We start from the raw sequence: 16367 nt of genomic DNA, 5'->3' as shown, positions 1-16367 counted from the left end.
GGGATCACGGGCGGCGATTGTTAGTAAAGTTCCCTAACGATTGCCGGTGATAGTAGCCGCCCGGTCACTCCCGGAACAGCCCTCAACGGGTCTTTTTGTCCGGTTGCCTGACCAGCGCGAGCGCCGCGGCGCGGAGGCAGAGCAACAGCGGGAGGGAGCCGTCGTCGCGCAGCCGCGCGGGCAGGGCGTCCGGTAACGCCGTCCCGGCTTCGAGTTCGCGGCCGAGCCCGGCAAGGTCGACGTCCAGCATCGTCACGCCCGCGCTGTACAGCCGCTCCGCGCCGCGCGGACGGCGCTCGGCCAGCGTGGTGCTGTCGACGGACAGCGTGGTGACGCCGAAGAACTCCGGCTTCGCGCCGCGCTCCATCCAACGCGCGAAGCCGGTGAGACGGGTCGAAGTGATCTCGTCCGCGCGTACGCCGGATTCCTCGCGCAGCTCGCGTTCCATGCCCGCGCCGACGGCGGTGTGCAAGAGCCGCCGCTCGCCGCCGTCGGCCGTGCGCAGGTCGCGCGGCTCCAGCGAACCGCTGCCCGACGGCGCGAGCAGCAGCCCGCTCACCGAGTTCCGCGCCGACTGCCGGACGGCGACGAGCTTGCCGTCGGTGGTGAACGCGATCGTCGAGACGCCCACGAGCTCGGCCAGCGAGCTGCCGGCCAGCGTCCGCAGCGCGCCGGCGGAGTCCGCCAGCTCCTCGCGGCGCAGGTCGTACTCCTCACCGGTTCCGGCGCTGGTGATCCGCAGCGAGGCGAGCTCGTTGGAGCAGACGGCGTCGAAGAACCGGGCGCGATGCAGCACGATCGGTGCCGGGCGCGCGCCCGTGACGGGCAGTGGTTCGCCGCGCATGCCGACGATCGGGCCGTTGAACAGCAGGCGGCCGCGGGCACGCAGCGGGAGGACGTGCGGCGCGGTGGCCTTGAGCTTCGGCGGCAGCCGGTAGGGCTCCTCGGCGACGGTGATGCCGAAGGTCTCGTCGCTCAGCGCGGTGTCGATCGCGGCGCTGACCAGCGCGGTACCCCGGGCCGGCACGGCGAGGTACTCCGCGCCCGGGTACGCGGGCGGCGGCGGCAGCTCGGCCGTCGGGAACGGGGCGGCGATGGCGGTGAACTCGTAACCGGCCCAGCGCCGGCGCAGCAGGCGGACGTCACGCACGAGCGTCACGATCCCCAGTGCCAGCGCGACGATCGAAAGCGCCACGCCGAACGCGCTGGGCAGCACCGTCACGACGCCGAGGACCACGCCGATCGCGGACACGGCGACCGGCCACTCACCGGAGCCGACGAAGGTCAGGTAGTCCGCCTTGGCCCGGGTGCGGCGGGTCAGTTTCCCCATCGCCGCTTTGTTTAGCACGCTTTCAGAGCGCGTCGAGGTAAAACCAGCGACTTGCTTCGCGGACGAAGCGGCTGTTCTCGTGCTGCGCGTCGGACCGGCCCTGGAGCCGGTAGTGCGCGCGGAACTCGACGGTGCCCTCGTTCTGCAGCAGCCCGCCGCCGGTGCGGCCGATGATCTCCAGCCCGGTCCACTTCTGCCCGTCGTCCAGCCGCAGCCGCTTCGGCCGGGTCGTCGGGTGCCAGGTTTCGAGCAGGTACGCGGTATCCCCGACGGCGAACGCGCAGTAACGCGAACGCATCAGCAGCTCGGCGGTGGGCGCGGGCCGGCTTCCGTCGTGGAACCGGCCGCAGCAGAGGTCGTACGGCTCGCCGAGGCCGCAGGGGCAGGAGGTGCTCACACGACCGATTGTGTCTCCAGCTCCTTCGCGCGGGCGATCCAGGTGGCGAACAACGCGGGATCGATGTCGTCGAGGCTGCGGAGCTTCACGTGCGCCATCTCGCGCGCGCCGGGTTCGAGCTGGATGCCGCCCTTGGTGTCGCCGAGCAGTTGCCCGCGCCAGAACGTGAAGGCGATGTACGAGCTGTACGCCTTGGTCATGCAGACCGGGCTCTTGCCCGGCGCGGCGCCCGCGCTCCAGGTTGGTGCCCCGTGCCAGAGCGCCCCGGCCCCGCCCATCGCCGCGTCGACGAGGGGGATGAGCTGCTCCAGCACGTCCCGCAGCCCGTCTGGCTGCGCGGCGACGTACTCGGCGACGGTGGTGTGCTTCGGCATTTTGGTGATCCTTCCTTCGGGTGCGTTCAGCTTGCTTGCCGAAGGTTGTGGTTGTCAAGACAAAAAAAATTGTCGGTGGGCGCGAGGTAGACGGGGATCGACTCGGGTGCGGTGGGCTTGGGGATGTGCCCGGGCTGGGGCGCGCCTGGGCGGGGCGCGGCTTCGGGGTCATACGCGAGCGCGCCGGTCCCAGGCTGCTGAGGTCAGGCTGGTCCGGCCACGATCATGCCCGGGTAGGGCGCACTTCGGAGGTCACACGCGAGCGCGTCGGTCCCCGGGCTCAGTGGCCGAGGTCAGGCTGGTCCGGCCAGGATCACGCCCGGGCGCGCCGTACCCCGGACTCGGCGGCTTCCTTCGCGCCGCGCACGGCGAGCTGGTCCGCCTTCTCGTTCTCCGGCAGGCCCGCGTGCCCCTTGACCCACAGCCACTCGACCTGGTGGCGCTCGCCTGCGGATTCGAGGCGCTGCCAGAGGTCGGCGTTCTTCACGGGCTGCTTGGCCTGGGTCTGCCAGCCGTTCTTCTTCCAGCGGGCCACCCATTGCGTGATGCCGTTGCGCACGTAGGTGCTGTCGGTGTAGATCCGCACCACCGACGGGCGCTTGAGGCTCTCCAGCGCCTGGATCGGCGCCATCAGCTCCATGCGGTTGTTGGTGGTCACCGTGGTCTCGCCGCCGTACAGCTCGCGCTCGTGCCGGCCGTACCGCAGGTACGCGCCCCAGCCGCCGGGTCCGGGATTGCCGCTGCAGGCGCCGTCGGTGTAGATCTCCACGGCCTGTTCGTTGTCCTCCGCCACGCGGCGACCCTACCGATCCGGCCGGCGGAAGCCGCGGAGGCTCGGCCGCATGGCCCGCGGCCGCACCCCGCGCGATCGGTTCACCGGCCCGGCGGCATGCGCAGTTCGACCTCGACGCCCTTGGCGGTCCTGATCGTGAACGCTTCACACGTGACTGCGAGCCCCTGGCCGGCCAGCGCCCGCACCTGGTCACCGTACCGCTGGGACATGGCGTGGGTCAGCTGGCCGACGCGCACCCCGTCCAGCCGGACCTCGATCGCCTCCTGCCCGCGGTACTTCCCGCTTTCGATGCGGCAGAAGGAAAGGGACGCGATCACGGCCCGCGGTTCGTCGCCGGGAGCCGCTGCGTAGCGCGCCAGCACGTCCTGGTGCGCGTGCTCTTGGGTCACCGTGCACGACCAGTCGTTGCGCAGCAGGACGGCGCCCTCCGTCCGGCGGGCGACGAACGGTTCCGCGAGCCCGAGCGCGACCTGCAGATCGCGCGGCCGGGAGAGGTGCAGGTAGATGCCGTAGAACCTCTCGCCGCCGCCGGTGATCCGCGCGGCGCACGTGCCCACGAGACCGCGTTCCCGCAGAGTGAGCAGCGAAGGCTGGTACTCGGCGGCGAGTTCCCGTGGCAGGTAGCCGACCTTCAACGGCCGCCCGCCGACCAGGACGTCGACGCGTACGGCTTGGTGGTCCCACTCGTTCTCGGGCTCGGGTGTGAGCGCCGCCGTGACGGGGAGGTGCTCGTCGAATTCCTGGCCCGCGACCTGGCCACGCGCAGCCGCGAACAGGGCCGGCTGGTAGTGCGATTCCCCGGCGACCGGGAACCGTCCGTCGTCCGGCAAGGGCAGGTACTTCGGCGCGTTCCGCGGCGGTGGCGGTGGCGTCCGCACGGCCGCCGGCCGTGGTGGCGCGGCCACCGCCGGTGCCTTCTTGGTGAACAGCGACCACATCGTCGACCTCCTGGTAGCGCCAGGTAGTCGCCCGCCGGACGCGGTCCGTTACGAGTGGTGTGCCCGCATGCTGGGAACGGGAATGCCCCGCGCTCCCGGACGTTCCCCTGGCAGCAGCAGAGCCGACGGAAGGGGCACATGATGACCGTGGACTTCGCCCGCGAGTGGCAGGACTGGAAGACCCAGCGCGAAACCGACCTCGCTGAGCCGTACGGGTGGCTGGCGCTCGTTTCGCTCGACTGGCTGGAGGACGCCCCGCGCGAATACGCCGGGCTGCCCGGCCGCTGGTGGCAGGACGCGGACGCCGCGTACGTCGACCCGAGCGGGGGCGAACTCGTCCACGACGGCGAGCCGATCACCGCCGTGCGCCGGTTCGAGCTGGTCAACAGCGGCGCCGGCACCCGGGTGACGGCCGGTGACCTCGAGGTCGAGATCGCCCGCCGGTCCGGGTACCTGATCCGCGTGCACGACCCGAAGGCGCCGGTGCTGGGGGCCTTCCACGGCGTCCCGTCGTACGAGCCGGACCCGGAATGGGTCGTGACGGCGCGGTTCGAGCCGTTCGACTCGCCGCGGCCCACGACCGTCGGCGCTGTCGTCGAAGGGCTCAGCCACGTCTACACCGCGCCCGGCTTGGTCCGCTTCACACTTGGCGGCGAGGAGCACACGCTCACCGCGTTCAACGGAAAGAACGGCGGCCTCAGCATTCTCTTCACCGACGCCACCAGCGGCGTCACGACGTACGCGGCCAACCGTTCGCTCCCGGTCGCCACCCCGTCCGCCGACGGCACGGTCACGCTGGACTTCAACCGCGCCGTCAACCTGCCCTGCGCCTTCACGGACTTCGCCACCTGCCCGCTCCCGCCCGAGGGCAACCGCCTGCCGTTCGCGGTGGAAGCGGGGGAGAAGGTGCCGTACGAGCGCGGGTAAAGCCGCCGATTGTGCCATTTCCCGTCCGCGCGTGGGCGGGACAATTCCCGCCGTAAATAAGCGTCAAGAGTGAAGTCGATCATTCCGCCGGGTCGCGTGCGTGGCCGACGCGACCCGGCGGACCTGCGCTTTTCCGGTTTCTGTCGCGGTTCTGTCCGGGAATCAGTACCCGGAATGAGGTTGTGGTTCGTCACCTGGTTTCGTTTCTCGATCGTTGCCGCCGGTGGGCCATCCGGGTTTCGGCCGCTGACAGCCAATAGGCCGCCGCGTAAGCTCTCCTCCGCCGCTCTTCATGATCACAGCCGGGGGAGGTTGTGTGCTGGAAGCCTTGGGTCGTCACGGTAATTTCGGCGAGGACTACGTCCGCACGCTCGCCTCCGCGGCCGGCCTGTTCGTGCGCGCCTACAACCTCGAGCGCGACGGAATCGACCTCGGTATTCGTTTCCCCGGCCGCGTGAACGGCGTCGCTTCGCCGGGTATCGAAGTGCAGATTCGGGCGTGGCCGGACCCGCGCGAGGTGCCATCCGCAGCGGAATGGGACTTCGCCGGAATCACAGAGGTGCAATTCAACCGGATCGCGGGCGACGACTTCACCATCCCGCGCTATCTGGTGCTGGTCAGGGTCCCGCAGGAAATCGAGGAGTACGCCGAATTCCGCACGGACGGAATGCTCTTCCGGCACTTGGCCTACTACTGGTCGGGCCGCGACGAGGCCCCCGTCGACGAGCCGAGCCCCGACCGCAGCCGCCCCGTGCGGGTGCCGGTCGCCAACGTGCTGACCGTCCGCAGCCTGCGCGCGCTGGTCTGCTCGGTGCAGCCGCTCGACGGGGCGTCGCATGCGGGCTGAACTCGGCGTCTCGGATATCGCGGACTACCTGCGGGGAACCGGCTGGCAGCTCCGCCCGCTCCAGTGGCGCGGTGCGTCGATCTGGACGCGCGAGGGTGCCGACGTCCTGGTCCCCGCCCGGGACGGCATGGGCGATGGAGCGTTGCGCGTGCGGGAGATCCTCGACGTGCTCGTCATGGTGGAGGGCCGTACGCGGGATGACATCGCCCAGGAGATCAGCTCCGCGCCGGCCGACACCCAGCAGTTCACGATCTTCCCGACAGGACCGTCCTCCGGCTTCGCGAGTTTGAAGCAGACGCTCGGTGTCATCGCCGGCGTCGGCGACACCTTCCTGGAGGCGACTCGTGCTGTTTTCAAGCGGAACCCCGCGGTTTTCGGGGGCGGCACGGCGGACGTCGACCGGTTCATGGCCGGGATCCAGATCGGCGCGGGCCGCCCCGGCAGCTACATCATCCCGGTCCGGGTGCCGCTCGACGCGCCGGAAGATCAGCGGCCGCCGCTGGGCCGGCTCGTGACCCGCGAGCTGCACGGCGCGGTTTCGTTGCTGAGCGACCAGAGAGAGCCGTCACCGGACTCGCTGTCGCCGGCTCTGTGTGAGGCGCTGGGCGAGCTGGCCGACGAGTCCGGAGCGCGTCCGTTCGAGATCGGTTTCGGCTGGTCACGCAGCCTGCCGTCAGACGTGCCGGAGGCGACGTACCGATTCGAGGAGGACGCCGGGCCCCGCTTCCGCGCGACCGCCGAGAAGCTCCGCCAGTTCCGCGTGACCGACGAAAGGCTCCCCCATACCGCGACTCCGGCCCTGGACACCCAGCCCGTCATCACCGCGACGGGCCTCATCGAAACCCTGCACCGCGACCAGCCGGACGGCGATCAATGGACGATCGACGTCCGGGCCGATACACCACTGGCCGGCACCTCGCGACGAGTGCTCCACGTGCGGCTGCCCGACCGCGCTGTCTACGACGCCGCTCTGGGCGCGCAACTCCAGGAGCGTCGTGTCCGCGTCGAGGGTGTCGTGACCATCCACAGCAGGCGAACCGAATTGCGCGTCTCCGACGCGACGGGCTTCGACGTACTCGACTGACCCGTACTTCGACATCGACACAGGCAGAAGGAGTGGCGTAATGCCGGAGGACAAGCTGAAGCTGTCGCAGCGTGAAGTGCTGTTCGCGCTGATGGCGCTGGCTCGTGACGTGACGAACCCGGAGCTTCGCGCTCTCTGCGGCCTCACACTCGTGGGAGCGGACCGCCGCGGCCTGAACGAGCAGCAACTGGTGGAGAGTGTGAAGGTCGGGCCTGCCTTCCGCCACAGCCTCACCGATCGTGGCTGGCGGTGGTGCCAAGACGAGCTGTCGGAGAGCGCCGCCGAAGACGCCAGACCGCTCGAGCGGGTCCTCTATCTGGTCTTCTCCCGGCTGGACGCGTTCTTCGAGCGCCGGAAGATCGGGGTGACCGAGGTCTTCGTCGACCTTGCCGAACTGATCCGCAAGGGATACCACGAGCTGGCCGATGAGCCGAGCGCCTGGGTCAGCCTGACCGACCTGCGTTCCATGCTGGGTGAGGCCCCGCGCGAGGAAGTCGATCAGGTGCTGATCGCACTCGACGGCGCTAAGGATGTCACGCTCATACCCGAGTCCAACCAGAAGACTCTCACTGCCGCCGATCGTGCGGCCGCGGTCCGAATCGGCGGTGAGGACAACCACCTGATCGCGATGGCGGAATGATGGATTCGGAGCAGCGGGACGCGCTGAAGGAGCTGCACTTCGAGACGACCCTCACCCAGGAGGATGTGTGGACCGACCCGCCGGTCCACATCGGGTCGTTGAACGCCGACGCGCAGGCGATGATCCTCAAGGGCGTTCGTGACGCCAGGGACGGCAACGGCCGGAGCCCGATCGGTGTGGTGCTCCGCGGTCGTAAAGGGGCGGGAAAGACCCATTTGCTCGGCTGGATCCGGCAGCAACTGCGGACGCGCGGGGGCTATTTCTTCCTGAGCAACCTCGGCAGCTGCGACGACTTCTGGTCGACCATCGTCGACTCGCTGCAGAAGGGACTGATCCAAGACGGCGAAGAGGGACAGAGCCAGCTGGGCACCTTCCTCAACCGGCTGGTCACCAAGGCTGGCGTGCCGTCGCTGCTGATCGCCCCGCTTCTCGGAGAAGAGCGGTTGGAGCCGAAGAACCTCGACGAGCTCATCATCGCGTTGCGGCGGTTCGACCGACGGGTGATGATGGAGTGCCAGGACACGTTCCGGGCGCTCGCGCTATTCGGTTGCGCACACCCCGGGCTCAACACCATCGGCCGCGACTATCTGACTTCGCCTGCCGAACTTGCCGTCGAGGAACGGACGCGGTGGGGCTTCCGCGCCCGTCCACCGACCCCGCAGCAGGTGGTGTCCGAAGTGTCGAAGCTGCTCTCGCTCACCGGACCGAGTGTCATCGCGGTCGACCAGATCGACACGCTCGTTGCCATGTCGGACAAGGAGACGGCCGGCCTGGAGAAATCCCGGAAGCAAGGGGCTGTCGACGTGATGATCGGCGAGATCGCGAACGGCCTCATGCAGTTGCGCGAGGAAACCCGTCGTACGCTCACGATCGTCGCCTGTCTGCCGCATACCTGGGACACCATCAGGGACAAAGCCCCCGATACGGTCAAGGACCGGTTTTTCCCGTCACAGCCGCTTTCCCGCATCCCCGACCGCCGGACCGGGCGACAGCTCGTCTTCTCCCGACTGGCCCACACATTCTCGCGGATCGGCTTCGTCCCGCCCCACGAAACCTGGCCGGTGGGGGAGTCGGCCTTCGCCGATGTACAGCAGTACACCCCGCGCCAGATCTTGAACCGCATCGACCAGCACGTCGAATTCTGCCTGCGGAATGGGGAGATCCACGACCTGGCCGCCTTCGCCGAAGCAGCGGTCGAGAGCCCGCCGGACCGGGGTTTCCTTTCCGGCGAGCTGTCCGTACCGATCACGGCCGACCTGACGCCCTTCGACAACCGGTTCGAAGAGCTGAGGCGGGGCGCCGATGTGACCGATCCGCTCAACGCGACGATGGAGGACCGGCTGGTGCCGGGCCTGCTTTCGGCCGGGCTGACCGCGTGGACGTTGGAGCGAGGTTCGGAGAAAGAGTGGTCGGTGGACCCGGTCTCCACGACCCAGCCCGCGCTTCTGCACGCCCGGCTTCGCCTGACGATCGACGCGGAAGAGGAGGCCGAGGAGCACTGGTCGTTCCGCGCGGTCGCCAGCAACAACCCCGGGGCGGCGGTCAGCCGGTTGAAGAAGGCAATCAAGGAGTCCGGGATCCAGCTGCCGCATCGCAAGCTGGTGCTCGTCCGCAACGTCCCGTGGTCACGGGGGGCGGCCACTCAGGAGCACCTCAAGCAGCTCAGCGACGCCGGTGGCCTGTCAGTGCCCCTGACGGAGCCTGACCTACGGGTCTTCTCCGCGTTACGGGTGATGCTGGAGGAGAAGAGGCCCGGCCTGTACGACTGGCTCGCGGCGAGGCAACCGTCCGCCGGTACCGAGCTGTTCTCGACGGTCCTGCCGGAGACGCCGCGGCGGGAGCACACGGCGTTCGACGATGTTCCCGCCGTGCAGGCGGCCGGGCTCCCGGAACCGGCGGCCGAGCCTGACGACGGTGTGCCCATGGTGCCGGTGGGAAGACTCGTGGCTGATCAGGCTGTGGTCGGCATCCCGCTGGAATCGCTGCGGAAGCACGTGATGATCTTCGCGGGCTCCGGGACGGGTAAGACGGTGCTGATCCGCCGGCTTGTCGAAGAGTGCGCGCTCCTCGGTGTTTCCTCGATCGTGCTCGATCCGAACAACGACCTGACGCGTCTCGGCGATGCGTGGCCGCAGGTGCCGGAAAGCTGGCATCAGGGGGATGCCGAGAAGGCGCGGCGATACCTCGACGACACTGAGGTGATCGTGTGGACCCCGGGCAAGAGAACCGGCCGCCCACTGGCCTTCCCGCCCCTGCCTGATTTCGGTGAAGTGCGCGACGATGTCGATGAGTTCGACTTCGCGATCCGCGAGGGAGTCAGCCTGCTGGCCCGTAGTGCGCGGGTGGAGGGAACCACGGCGAAGATGATACGGAGCCGGGCGGTGCTCAAAGAATCCTTGCGGTATTACGGCAAGACCGGGGGCCGGGACCTGAACGCGTTCATCTCCGTCCTGGCCGATCTGCCGGACGGCGTGAGCACGCAGGACAACGCTGCCGTGATCGCGGCCGATCTGGCGAACACCTTGCGGGCCGCGCAGGTGAACGACCCCTCGTTGGAGGGTACGAGCGATCCGGTCGACCCCGGGGAGCTGCTGGCGCCGTCGGCCGGGAAGAAGGCCCGCGTTTCGGTGGTCAATCTCGACGCGCTCTCCTCGCTGCAGGAGCGTCAGATCTTCGTCAATCGGCTGCAGGTGGAGCTGTTCGCGTGGATCAAACGGCATCCGGCCGGCGACCGCCCGCTGGGCGGGTTGCTCGTGATGGACGAGGCGCAGGACCTCGCCCCGTCCGCGGGCAAGACGCCCAGCACCGAGAGCAGCATCCGGCTGGCGTCGCAGGCGCGGAAGTACGGCCTGGGGCTGATTCTCGCCACCCAGGCACCGAAAGCCGTGCACAATCGGGTGGCCGGCAACGCGACAACGCAGTTCTTCGGCCGCCAGAACTCGCCGGCACACCTGGAGGCGACGAGGGAAATGGCCCGCAGCAAGGGGCGCGACCTCCACGACCTCGGCCGGCTGTCGTCGGGCGAGTTCTATGTCACCGCGGAGAATTTCAGCATGCAGAAGGTTCTGACCCCGCTCTGTCTGAGCCATCACCCGCGCAGCCCGCTAACGCCGGAGGAGGTGCTCGACCGGGCTCGGCTCTAGGGCTCACCGGCCTCCGTCGGGGACCACAGCGCTGCGGCCCCCGACGAACGGGGTCCCCCCGGGAGGGAGGCGGCCCCTGCCCGACCAGTTCAGCTCACCAGCCGCGTTCGCGCCATTCGGCCAGCTTCGGCTGCTCCGCGCCGAGTGGTGTCCCGCTGAACCGCAAGGGGTCCGCAGGGCCGCTGGGGCAGCAGTGTGTCTGTGGCTCAAGCTCGTCGCGGTTGAAGCCGGGGTGGCGACACTGACCTGTGCGGACTCGTATGCGCATCAGGTTATATCCCCCTGGCGGTTCCCAGCGACGCGTGGATAACGTGAGCGCGAGTGAGGATTTCCTCGGCTTCCTTGTGGTTTCCGTATGCAGTGAGGGACTTGCCGATTCCTCGAAGCGCACGCGCTTCTTCGGCCTTTAGTCCACAATGCTGCGCCAGGTGCAAAGCTTCGCGATGATGGTCGAGCGACTCATGGAAGATCTGCTCGCTGGATGATATTTCCCCGAGTTCATTGTTGACTTCAGCAAGGCCGACGTTGTTTCTCAAGTGTAAATAGAATGCGTGGGATTGGTTGAGATTTGTGCGTGCGGTCGTCAATTCTCCTTGCTGGTGCTGAATCTTTCCGATGTGGTAGAGACTGTGCGCGTGACCTAGCCTGTTGTTGAGTTCAACGAATATAGCTCTAGCAGTGTCGAGGGTCGTGAGCGCTTCGTCGAATCTTCCTTCACTGTAGTGGATCTGCCCGATGTCTACCAGGATTTGCGCTTGTCCGATTCGGTCTCCCAGATCGAGTGAGATGACGTAGGCCTGCGCCAGTTGCTCTGCTGCGAGGGTTCGTTGGCCGATGAGATAATGGACTTGACCGAGATTGTTGAGAGCTGCCGATTGGCAACCGCGATCGCTTAGTCTGAAAGACATCTCGTAAGCTGAGTGAAGGTTCTCCAAGGCAGCTTCGTATGCACCGGTCAGGTATTGGACCTGGCCGAGGTCTACCAGAGTCTGGGTCATGCCGCGAAGGTCGCCGACCTGTGAATAAAGCGTGTGTGCTTGAGTCAAAAGTTCAGCCGAACCCAGCACGTCATCGGTGAGGTAACGCATGCTTCCCAGGTGGTGCAGGGCAACGGCCTGACCAGCGAGATCCTTGATGTGAATGAAGATCTCGTGCGCTTGCAGAAAATTTTGCGTTGCGCTGGGGTAATCATCGGTCAGGACCTGGTTATGCCCTAGGCGGCTCAGCACCAGCGCTTCACTGCGGCGATCCTGGACGGCACGCGCAGTAGCGAGGGCTGACTGGTTCACTGTGAGTGCGAGATGCCAGAAGCCACGAAGTCGGAGGTAGGGAAAAACTGCGCCTGACAATGCGATGGTGTCACGAATGTTGTTTCGGGCCGAGGGATGAGTGACGCAGGCTGCAGCGTTGGGGTAGTCGCCTTCCAGCCAGCGGTAGGCGTCGGGAGCGTTGGTGAAGGTCCGAGTTGTCAGATTGGCTGGATTGGCGGGGACCGGCAGCGGTGTCAGCGATTGGGGCAGGTACAAGTTCGCGGCAACACAAGTATGCAGGTAGTAGGCGGTCAGTCGGGCGAGGGTGTGGTCGCGGTCTTCGGCCGTGTCGTCGCTGATCGCCAGCGTGCGGGCGTAGTGGCGGACGAGGTCGTGGCATCGGTATCGGCCTGGAGTCGGTTCTTCGATCAGGTGGTGTGTGTAGAGCGCGTCGAGTTGTTCGGTTGTCGTCGCCGCCTCGCAACCGTTGAGAGCCGAGGCCGCATGGACATCGATGTCAGGCCCCGGGTGGTTTCCCAGTAGGCGGAACAGGCGCTGGAGGTCGGCGGGCAGGTTCTGATAGGACAGGTCGAAGGCGGTTGCCACGCCCAGGTTCTCTGCTCGCAGTTCAGTGAGTCGGTCTCGAGTGTTGGTGACCTTGTCGAAGAGGTATTGCAACGTCCACGACTGGTGGTGCCGCAGCCGGCCGGCCAGCAGGGTGATGGCCAGCGGGAGGCGTCCGCAGAGCTCTGTCAGTGCTTCGACCAATTCGGGGCGTTCCTCGCACGTTCTGGAGACACGAACGAACAAGTCCTGAGCTTCGACGGGTGGCAGTACGGCTAGAGACAGTGACTCAGTGTCCTGGATCGCTTCGAGGCGGCGGCGACTGGTGATCAGAATCAACGACCGCGGAGAGTCCGGTAGCAAGGGGCGAACGTGGTCGTGATCGGCTGCGTTGTCCAAGACGATCAGTACGGCCTTTTTGGCCGTGATGTCTCGCCAAAGCGCGGAACGTGCGGCGAGATCGACCGGGATTGCGCTCGGATCGACCCCTGCGGCAGTTAGCAGGAGAGACAGAGCATCATCGCGATCGAGGGGAACTTGGCCAGGCGTGTGGGCCTGGAGGTCGAGGAAGAACTGCCCGTCGGGAAACTGGTCGGCTACACGATGGGCTACGTGCAAAGCGAGCGCGGTCTTGCCTATTCCGGCCATACCGTCGATAGCGCAGATCCCTGACGGGGAGACGTCGTCGGTTCCGCGATGATCGGGTGTCACGTCGCGCAACAATTGACGGATCTGGTCTTCGCGGCCGGTGAACGACCGCGGTTGGGCCGGAAGCATCCGCGCTGTGACGGCCGATGGGGCAGGCTCTGTCGAGATCGGCCGAGTGGCCGCGTGTTCGACCTCGCGGGTCAAGATCGTCTGATGGATTGCTTGAAGGGCAGGACTCGGATCCACTCCGAGCTCGTCGGCAAGATGGCGACGGATCTGCACGTAATGCTGAAGAGCGTGGCCTCGGTTTCCGCTTTGGTCGAGGGCGATCATGAACTGCCCGGCGAGGCGTTCGTCCACTGGATGCTTCTGGACCAGCATGGTGAGGTCTGGAAGCGAGACAGTCTGGCCATGACCACGCAGGGCCAGGTCAGTGCGGTCCAACGTCGCCGTCCAGCGTTGGCGGTGCGCATGTTCGCGCAGCTCGACGAACCACGTCGTGTCCGGACCATCCGGCATCGGACCCCGCCAGAGTGCCAGTGCCTGGTCGAGCAACGCCAACCTGCTGACGTCGTCGCTGACGGCGGCCTTGGCTACGAGGCTTTGAAAGACATGTAGGTCCACGCACATCGGATCGACTCGAAGTACATACCCGCCGCCTTGTTTTGCGATTGCGATCTCGTCAATGCCTGCCAACGCTCGCCGTAGGCGGGAGACATAGGTGTAGAGGGTGCTGACAGGCCGGTGGGGAGCGCCTTCGCCCCACACTCGCTCGACCAGTTGCTCAACGGTGACCGCGTGGTTCGCGTCGGCCAGTAGCGCGATCAGGACGTTGCGCTGGCGAGAGTGGCCGATGGCCCTCTGTTCGCCGTCGATGAGCACCTCAGTGTCACCGAGGATGCGGAACGCCACGGGCATGGCTGTGCGTGTCCTCCTTCGTCTTTGGGCTACTTGCCGAGCTTCGACCAGGGCATTCCAGGTTTGCGACAGCTTCGTTCCCGCGTCGTCGCGCATTGTTGTCCGTGGCGGCCCGTTGTAGGGGGACGGGCCGCTGCCCTACATCATCGCGGAAGGACGGTCCAAGCTGTGTCGGAATCCTCGAGCCTGTCTAGTGCGGTCCGCGAGCTGGCCGAGCCTTCTTAGAAGGTTCACTACTTCCAGTGAAACTTGAAGATCGATCGCGACGCGCAGTGACAGGTCTCGGGCGGTATGCCACTGACTGGTTTAACCGCAGGTGGCAACCGCTCGTCGTTAGGGTGACGCCGCTCACCGTCTAAGAACTCGCTACCCAACGGTAACGGCTCCGGCGGGCTCATCCTGAAGATGCGCCACGCGTCATGAGCGGGGTACGCGGCTCCTTGCGCCAACAAGGAGCCGCGTGACGTCCCAACTGAATAGCTGAACCACACCAAGTTGCTCAAGCTAGGGATCGTCGTGAGCTTAGGACTGATGCGCGTGATGCGCCAGTACTGATTTACACGACGATGCCCGAGCCCTGTTGTTTCGGGAAGAAGATCATGCCACTGCGCACCACTTGCCGTCAGACGACGGTCTACCGCCTTGAAGGCGGCCGAAAACTGGCCCAATGCCTGCTGTCATCCACCGATGGCGTCGAGTACGACGCCCCGGTCGAGGTCGGAGATGTCGTCGGGCACTTGGTCGTCGGTACCCGCCGATCAGAACGACCGACCTGGTCCGTCCACGTCGAATCTCTCACTGGCTACCGGCTCGACATGCCCGGTAGTCAGCCGTATGCGGTACTTCTCTTGCCCGTAGGCGACTGGACTTACGCGCTGACGTGGGGATCCGGGTACCAGTTGATCGAAGACGAACTGATCGATCAGGCCTTCGGTCTGCTGTTCGGGATCCGGAGGCTCAACGCCGAGCGGATCGGCTCCGTCTTCAGTGCGGCGCTTGACGCTTCGGCGCGGTCTACGTTGACGTCGCTCCCCGGCGGCAGTGACCTCGGTGGCTTCGGCATCGAGCCCTACGGCGAGGTCGTGACCCGAGTGTCAGGGCCGGCCGCCCTCGACGGCCTCACCTACGAGGTTGAAACTCATCGTTTCCACCAGATCCGGGCCGGGAATTCACTGTCGGTGCCGTTGCCGAGCTCCCCGGGGTCCTTGCTCAGGGATTTGAACGCGCTGACAACGATCGTCGACGAACCGGACGAGCACTCGGCATTGCGTGTGCTTGCTCAGGTGCGTCGGGTGGACAAGAGCAACCGCCGGCTCATCGATCAGCTCGAGGGATTGCTGGCCAGGGCTCTGGGAGGCGACCAGTTCGCCGGCCCCTTCGGCTTGGCGTGGCCGTCTGCCGTCACTCGTGACGTCGAAGCGGCCGGGTCGTTCAGGGTTGAGCAGTTCGGGCGCGGCGGACCGGTGGTGTTCACTCCCGACGACGACTTGACCGTCCTGGCAAATCGTTTCGCCAGTATCGATCAGGCACGTCGAGTCAAAGTACTGCGCAACGGACGCGTATTCGTCTGCGCGGACGACGAAGGTGTCGAAGAAACGGGGCTGGTGACGCCTCTGCGGAAGTGGTTCGCGTTCGAAGCCTCGGTCGACGGTGCGAAGTACTGCTACCACCAGGGTGATTGGTACCGCATCGGCGACGGATACCTCGAGCAGATTCGATCACAGGTCGCCGACCTGCTCACTCACCGTGCAGACCTCACATTCCCGCTGTGGGTGCCTACGAGCAAGCGGGATGATGAGCACCGCTACTGCGAACTGGTCGCGAAGCAGCCGGGCTACGTGTGCCTCGACAGGAATCTGGCCCGGACTCCGTTCCACCCGCGGTTTGAGCTGTGTGATGTAGTCGGGCCGGGCGACGAACTTGTGCACATCAAGTGGCTCGGGCGCGCGACGGCGGCTAGCCACCTCTACACACAGGCGAGTACGGCTGCTTGGTCGCTGAGGGAGGAGCCGGAGGCCCTGCAGCAGCTGAATGCCAAGGTGTCTGAAATCGACGGTACGCGGCTCCGAACCGAGCCGTCGGGCATCGTGTTGGCGATCGCTGGCCGTGCGTGGGACGTGGACCAGCTCTTCACGATGTCGCAGATCGGGCTGCTTCGTCTTGAGCGCGAGAGCCGTCACCTTCGAACCAAGCTCACGTTCGCCGAGATCCCGTTCATGGCCAAGGCTGAAGCAAAACGACTGCGTACTGCCGCGTGATCGGTAGGTGCCGAGGGCTGATCGCCTCGAGTTCTGACGACAGCTGACGACTTGCGCCAAGACGTGGAAGAGTCTGCGCTGGTGGCATAAAGGCGCGGTGGCAGGAGCTTCTTGGCGCCGGAGGGGCTGAAGTTCCACGGTTGTCAGGTGCGGCACCGCGGTTGTGGACGTTCGCGAGACGGTCGAGGGTGTCCGGCGGTAGCCGTCACCGGGCATCCTCGACCGTGCTGGCGGCGACCTTGACTGATCCAAGGCA

12 protein-coding genes are annotated in these 16367 nt (G+C 66.5%); 6 read left to right on the top strand and 6 right to left on the bottom strand.

What is annotated here, in order from left to right; genetic code table 11:
* Positions 1–82: 82 nt before the first annotated feature.
* The 5 genes from OG943_RS18605 to OG943_RS18585 form a co-directional block, all read right to left on the bottom strand.
* On the bottom strand, positions 83–1330 hold the full coding sequence (locus OG943_RS18605) for a hypothetical protein (protein ID WP_328611050.1): 1248 nt from the start codon (positions 1328–1330) through the stop codon (positions 83–85).
* Positions 1331–1352: 22 nt separating this feature from the next.
* Entirely contained in the window at positions 1353–1727 is a 375-nt protein-coding gene (locus tag OG943_RS18600) for a YchJ family protein (protein ID WP_328611049.1), read from the bottom strand.
* Positions 1724–2101, bottom strand: a complete 378-nt coding sequence (locus OG943_RS18595; protein ID WP_328611048.1) for a DUF1801 domain-containing protein — start codon at positions 2099–2101, stop codon at positions 1724–1726. The genes OG943_RS18600 and OG943_RS18595 overlap by 4 nt, the downstream gene beginning before the upstream one ends.
* Positions 2102–2414: 313 nt before the next feature.
* A complete protein-coding gene (gene rnhA, locus OG943_RS18590; RefSeq protein ID WP_328611047.1) occupies positions 2415–2894 on the bottom strand; it encodes a ribonuclease HI in 480 nt (159 codons plus the stop codon).
* Positions 2895–2974: 80 nt separating this feature from the next.
* Positions 2975–3832: an HIRAN domain-containing protein gene (locus tag OG943_RS18585; protein WP_328611046.1), complete on the bottom strand. Its 858-nt coding sequence runs from the start codon at positions 3830–3832 to the stop codon at positions 2975–2977.
* A gap of 138 nt (positions 3833–3970) precedes the next feature.
* Between OG943_RS18585 and OG943_RS18580 the strand changes: the two genes are divergently transcribed.
* From OG943_RS18580 to OG943_RS18560, 5 genes are all read left to right on the top strand, one after another.
* Positions 3971–4759 (top strand): DUF1684 domain-containing protein, encoded by a 789-nt coding sequence (locus OG943_RS18580; protein ID WP_328611045.1) that lies wholly within the window; start codon positions 3971–3973, stop codon positions 4757–4759.
* A gap of 316 nt (positions 4760–5075) precedes the next feature.
* Positions 5076–5606 carry a DUF4365 domain-containing protein gene (locus OG943_RS18575; RefSeq protein ID WP_328611044.1) on the top strand — a complete coding sequence of 177 codons (531 nt, stop codon included), beginning with the start codon at positions 5076–5078 and terminating at the stop codon, positions 5604–5606.
* On the top strand, positions 5596–6690 hold the full coding sequence (locus OG943_RS18570; RefSeq protein WP_328611043.1) for a hypothetical protein: 1095 nt from the start codon (positions 5596–5598) through the stop codon (positions 6688–6690). Before OG943_RS18575 ends, OG943_RS18570 begins: the two co-directional genes overlap by 11 nt.
* 40 nt (positions 6691–6730) lie before the next feature.
* Complete coding sequence (locus OG943_RS18565; protein WP_328611042.1) at positions 6731–7330, top strand: hypothetical protein; 600 nt, start codon at positions 6731–6733, stop codon at positions 7328–7330.
* Positions 7330–10473: an ATP-binding protein gene (locus OG943_RS18560; protein ID WP_328611041.1), complete on the top strand. Its 3144-nt coding sequence runs from the start codon at positions 7330–7332 to the stop codon at positions 10471–10473. Before OG943_RS18565 ends, OG943_RS18560 begins: the two co-directional genes overlap by 1 nt.
* A 272-nt stretch (positions 10474–10745) precedes the next feature.
* Here OG943_RS18560 and OG943_RS18555 read toward each other — a convergent pair whose 3' ends face one another.
* Entirely contained in the window at positions 10746–13853 is a 3108-nt protein-coding gene (locus OG943_RS18555; RefSeq protein ID WP_328611040.1) for a BTAD domain-containing putative transcriptional regulator, read from the bottom strand.
* A 599-nt stretch (positions 13854–14452) separates the two neighbouring features.
* Between OG943_RS18555 and OG943_RS18550 the strand changes: the two genes are divergently transcribed.
* Positions 14453–16111, top strand: a complete 1659-nt coding sequence (locus OG943_RS18550) for a TIGR04141 family sporadically distributed protein (protein WP_328611039.1) — start codon at positions 14453–14455, stop codon at positions 16109–16111.
* The last annotated feature ends 256 nt before the right edge of the window (positions 16112–16367 follow it).

This window comes from Amycolatopsis sp. NBC_00345 (genome assembly GCF_036116635.1).
Classification (GTDB): Bacteria; Actinomycetota; Actinomycetes; order Mycobacteriales; family Pseudonocardiaceae; genus Amycolatopsis.
This window is presented reverse-complemented; position numbering and strand designations above follow the sequence as displayed.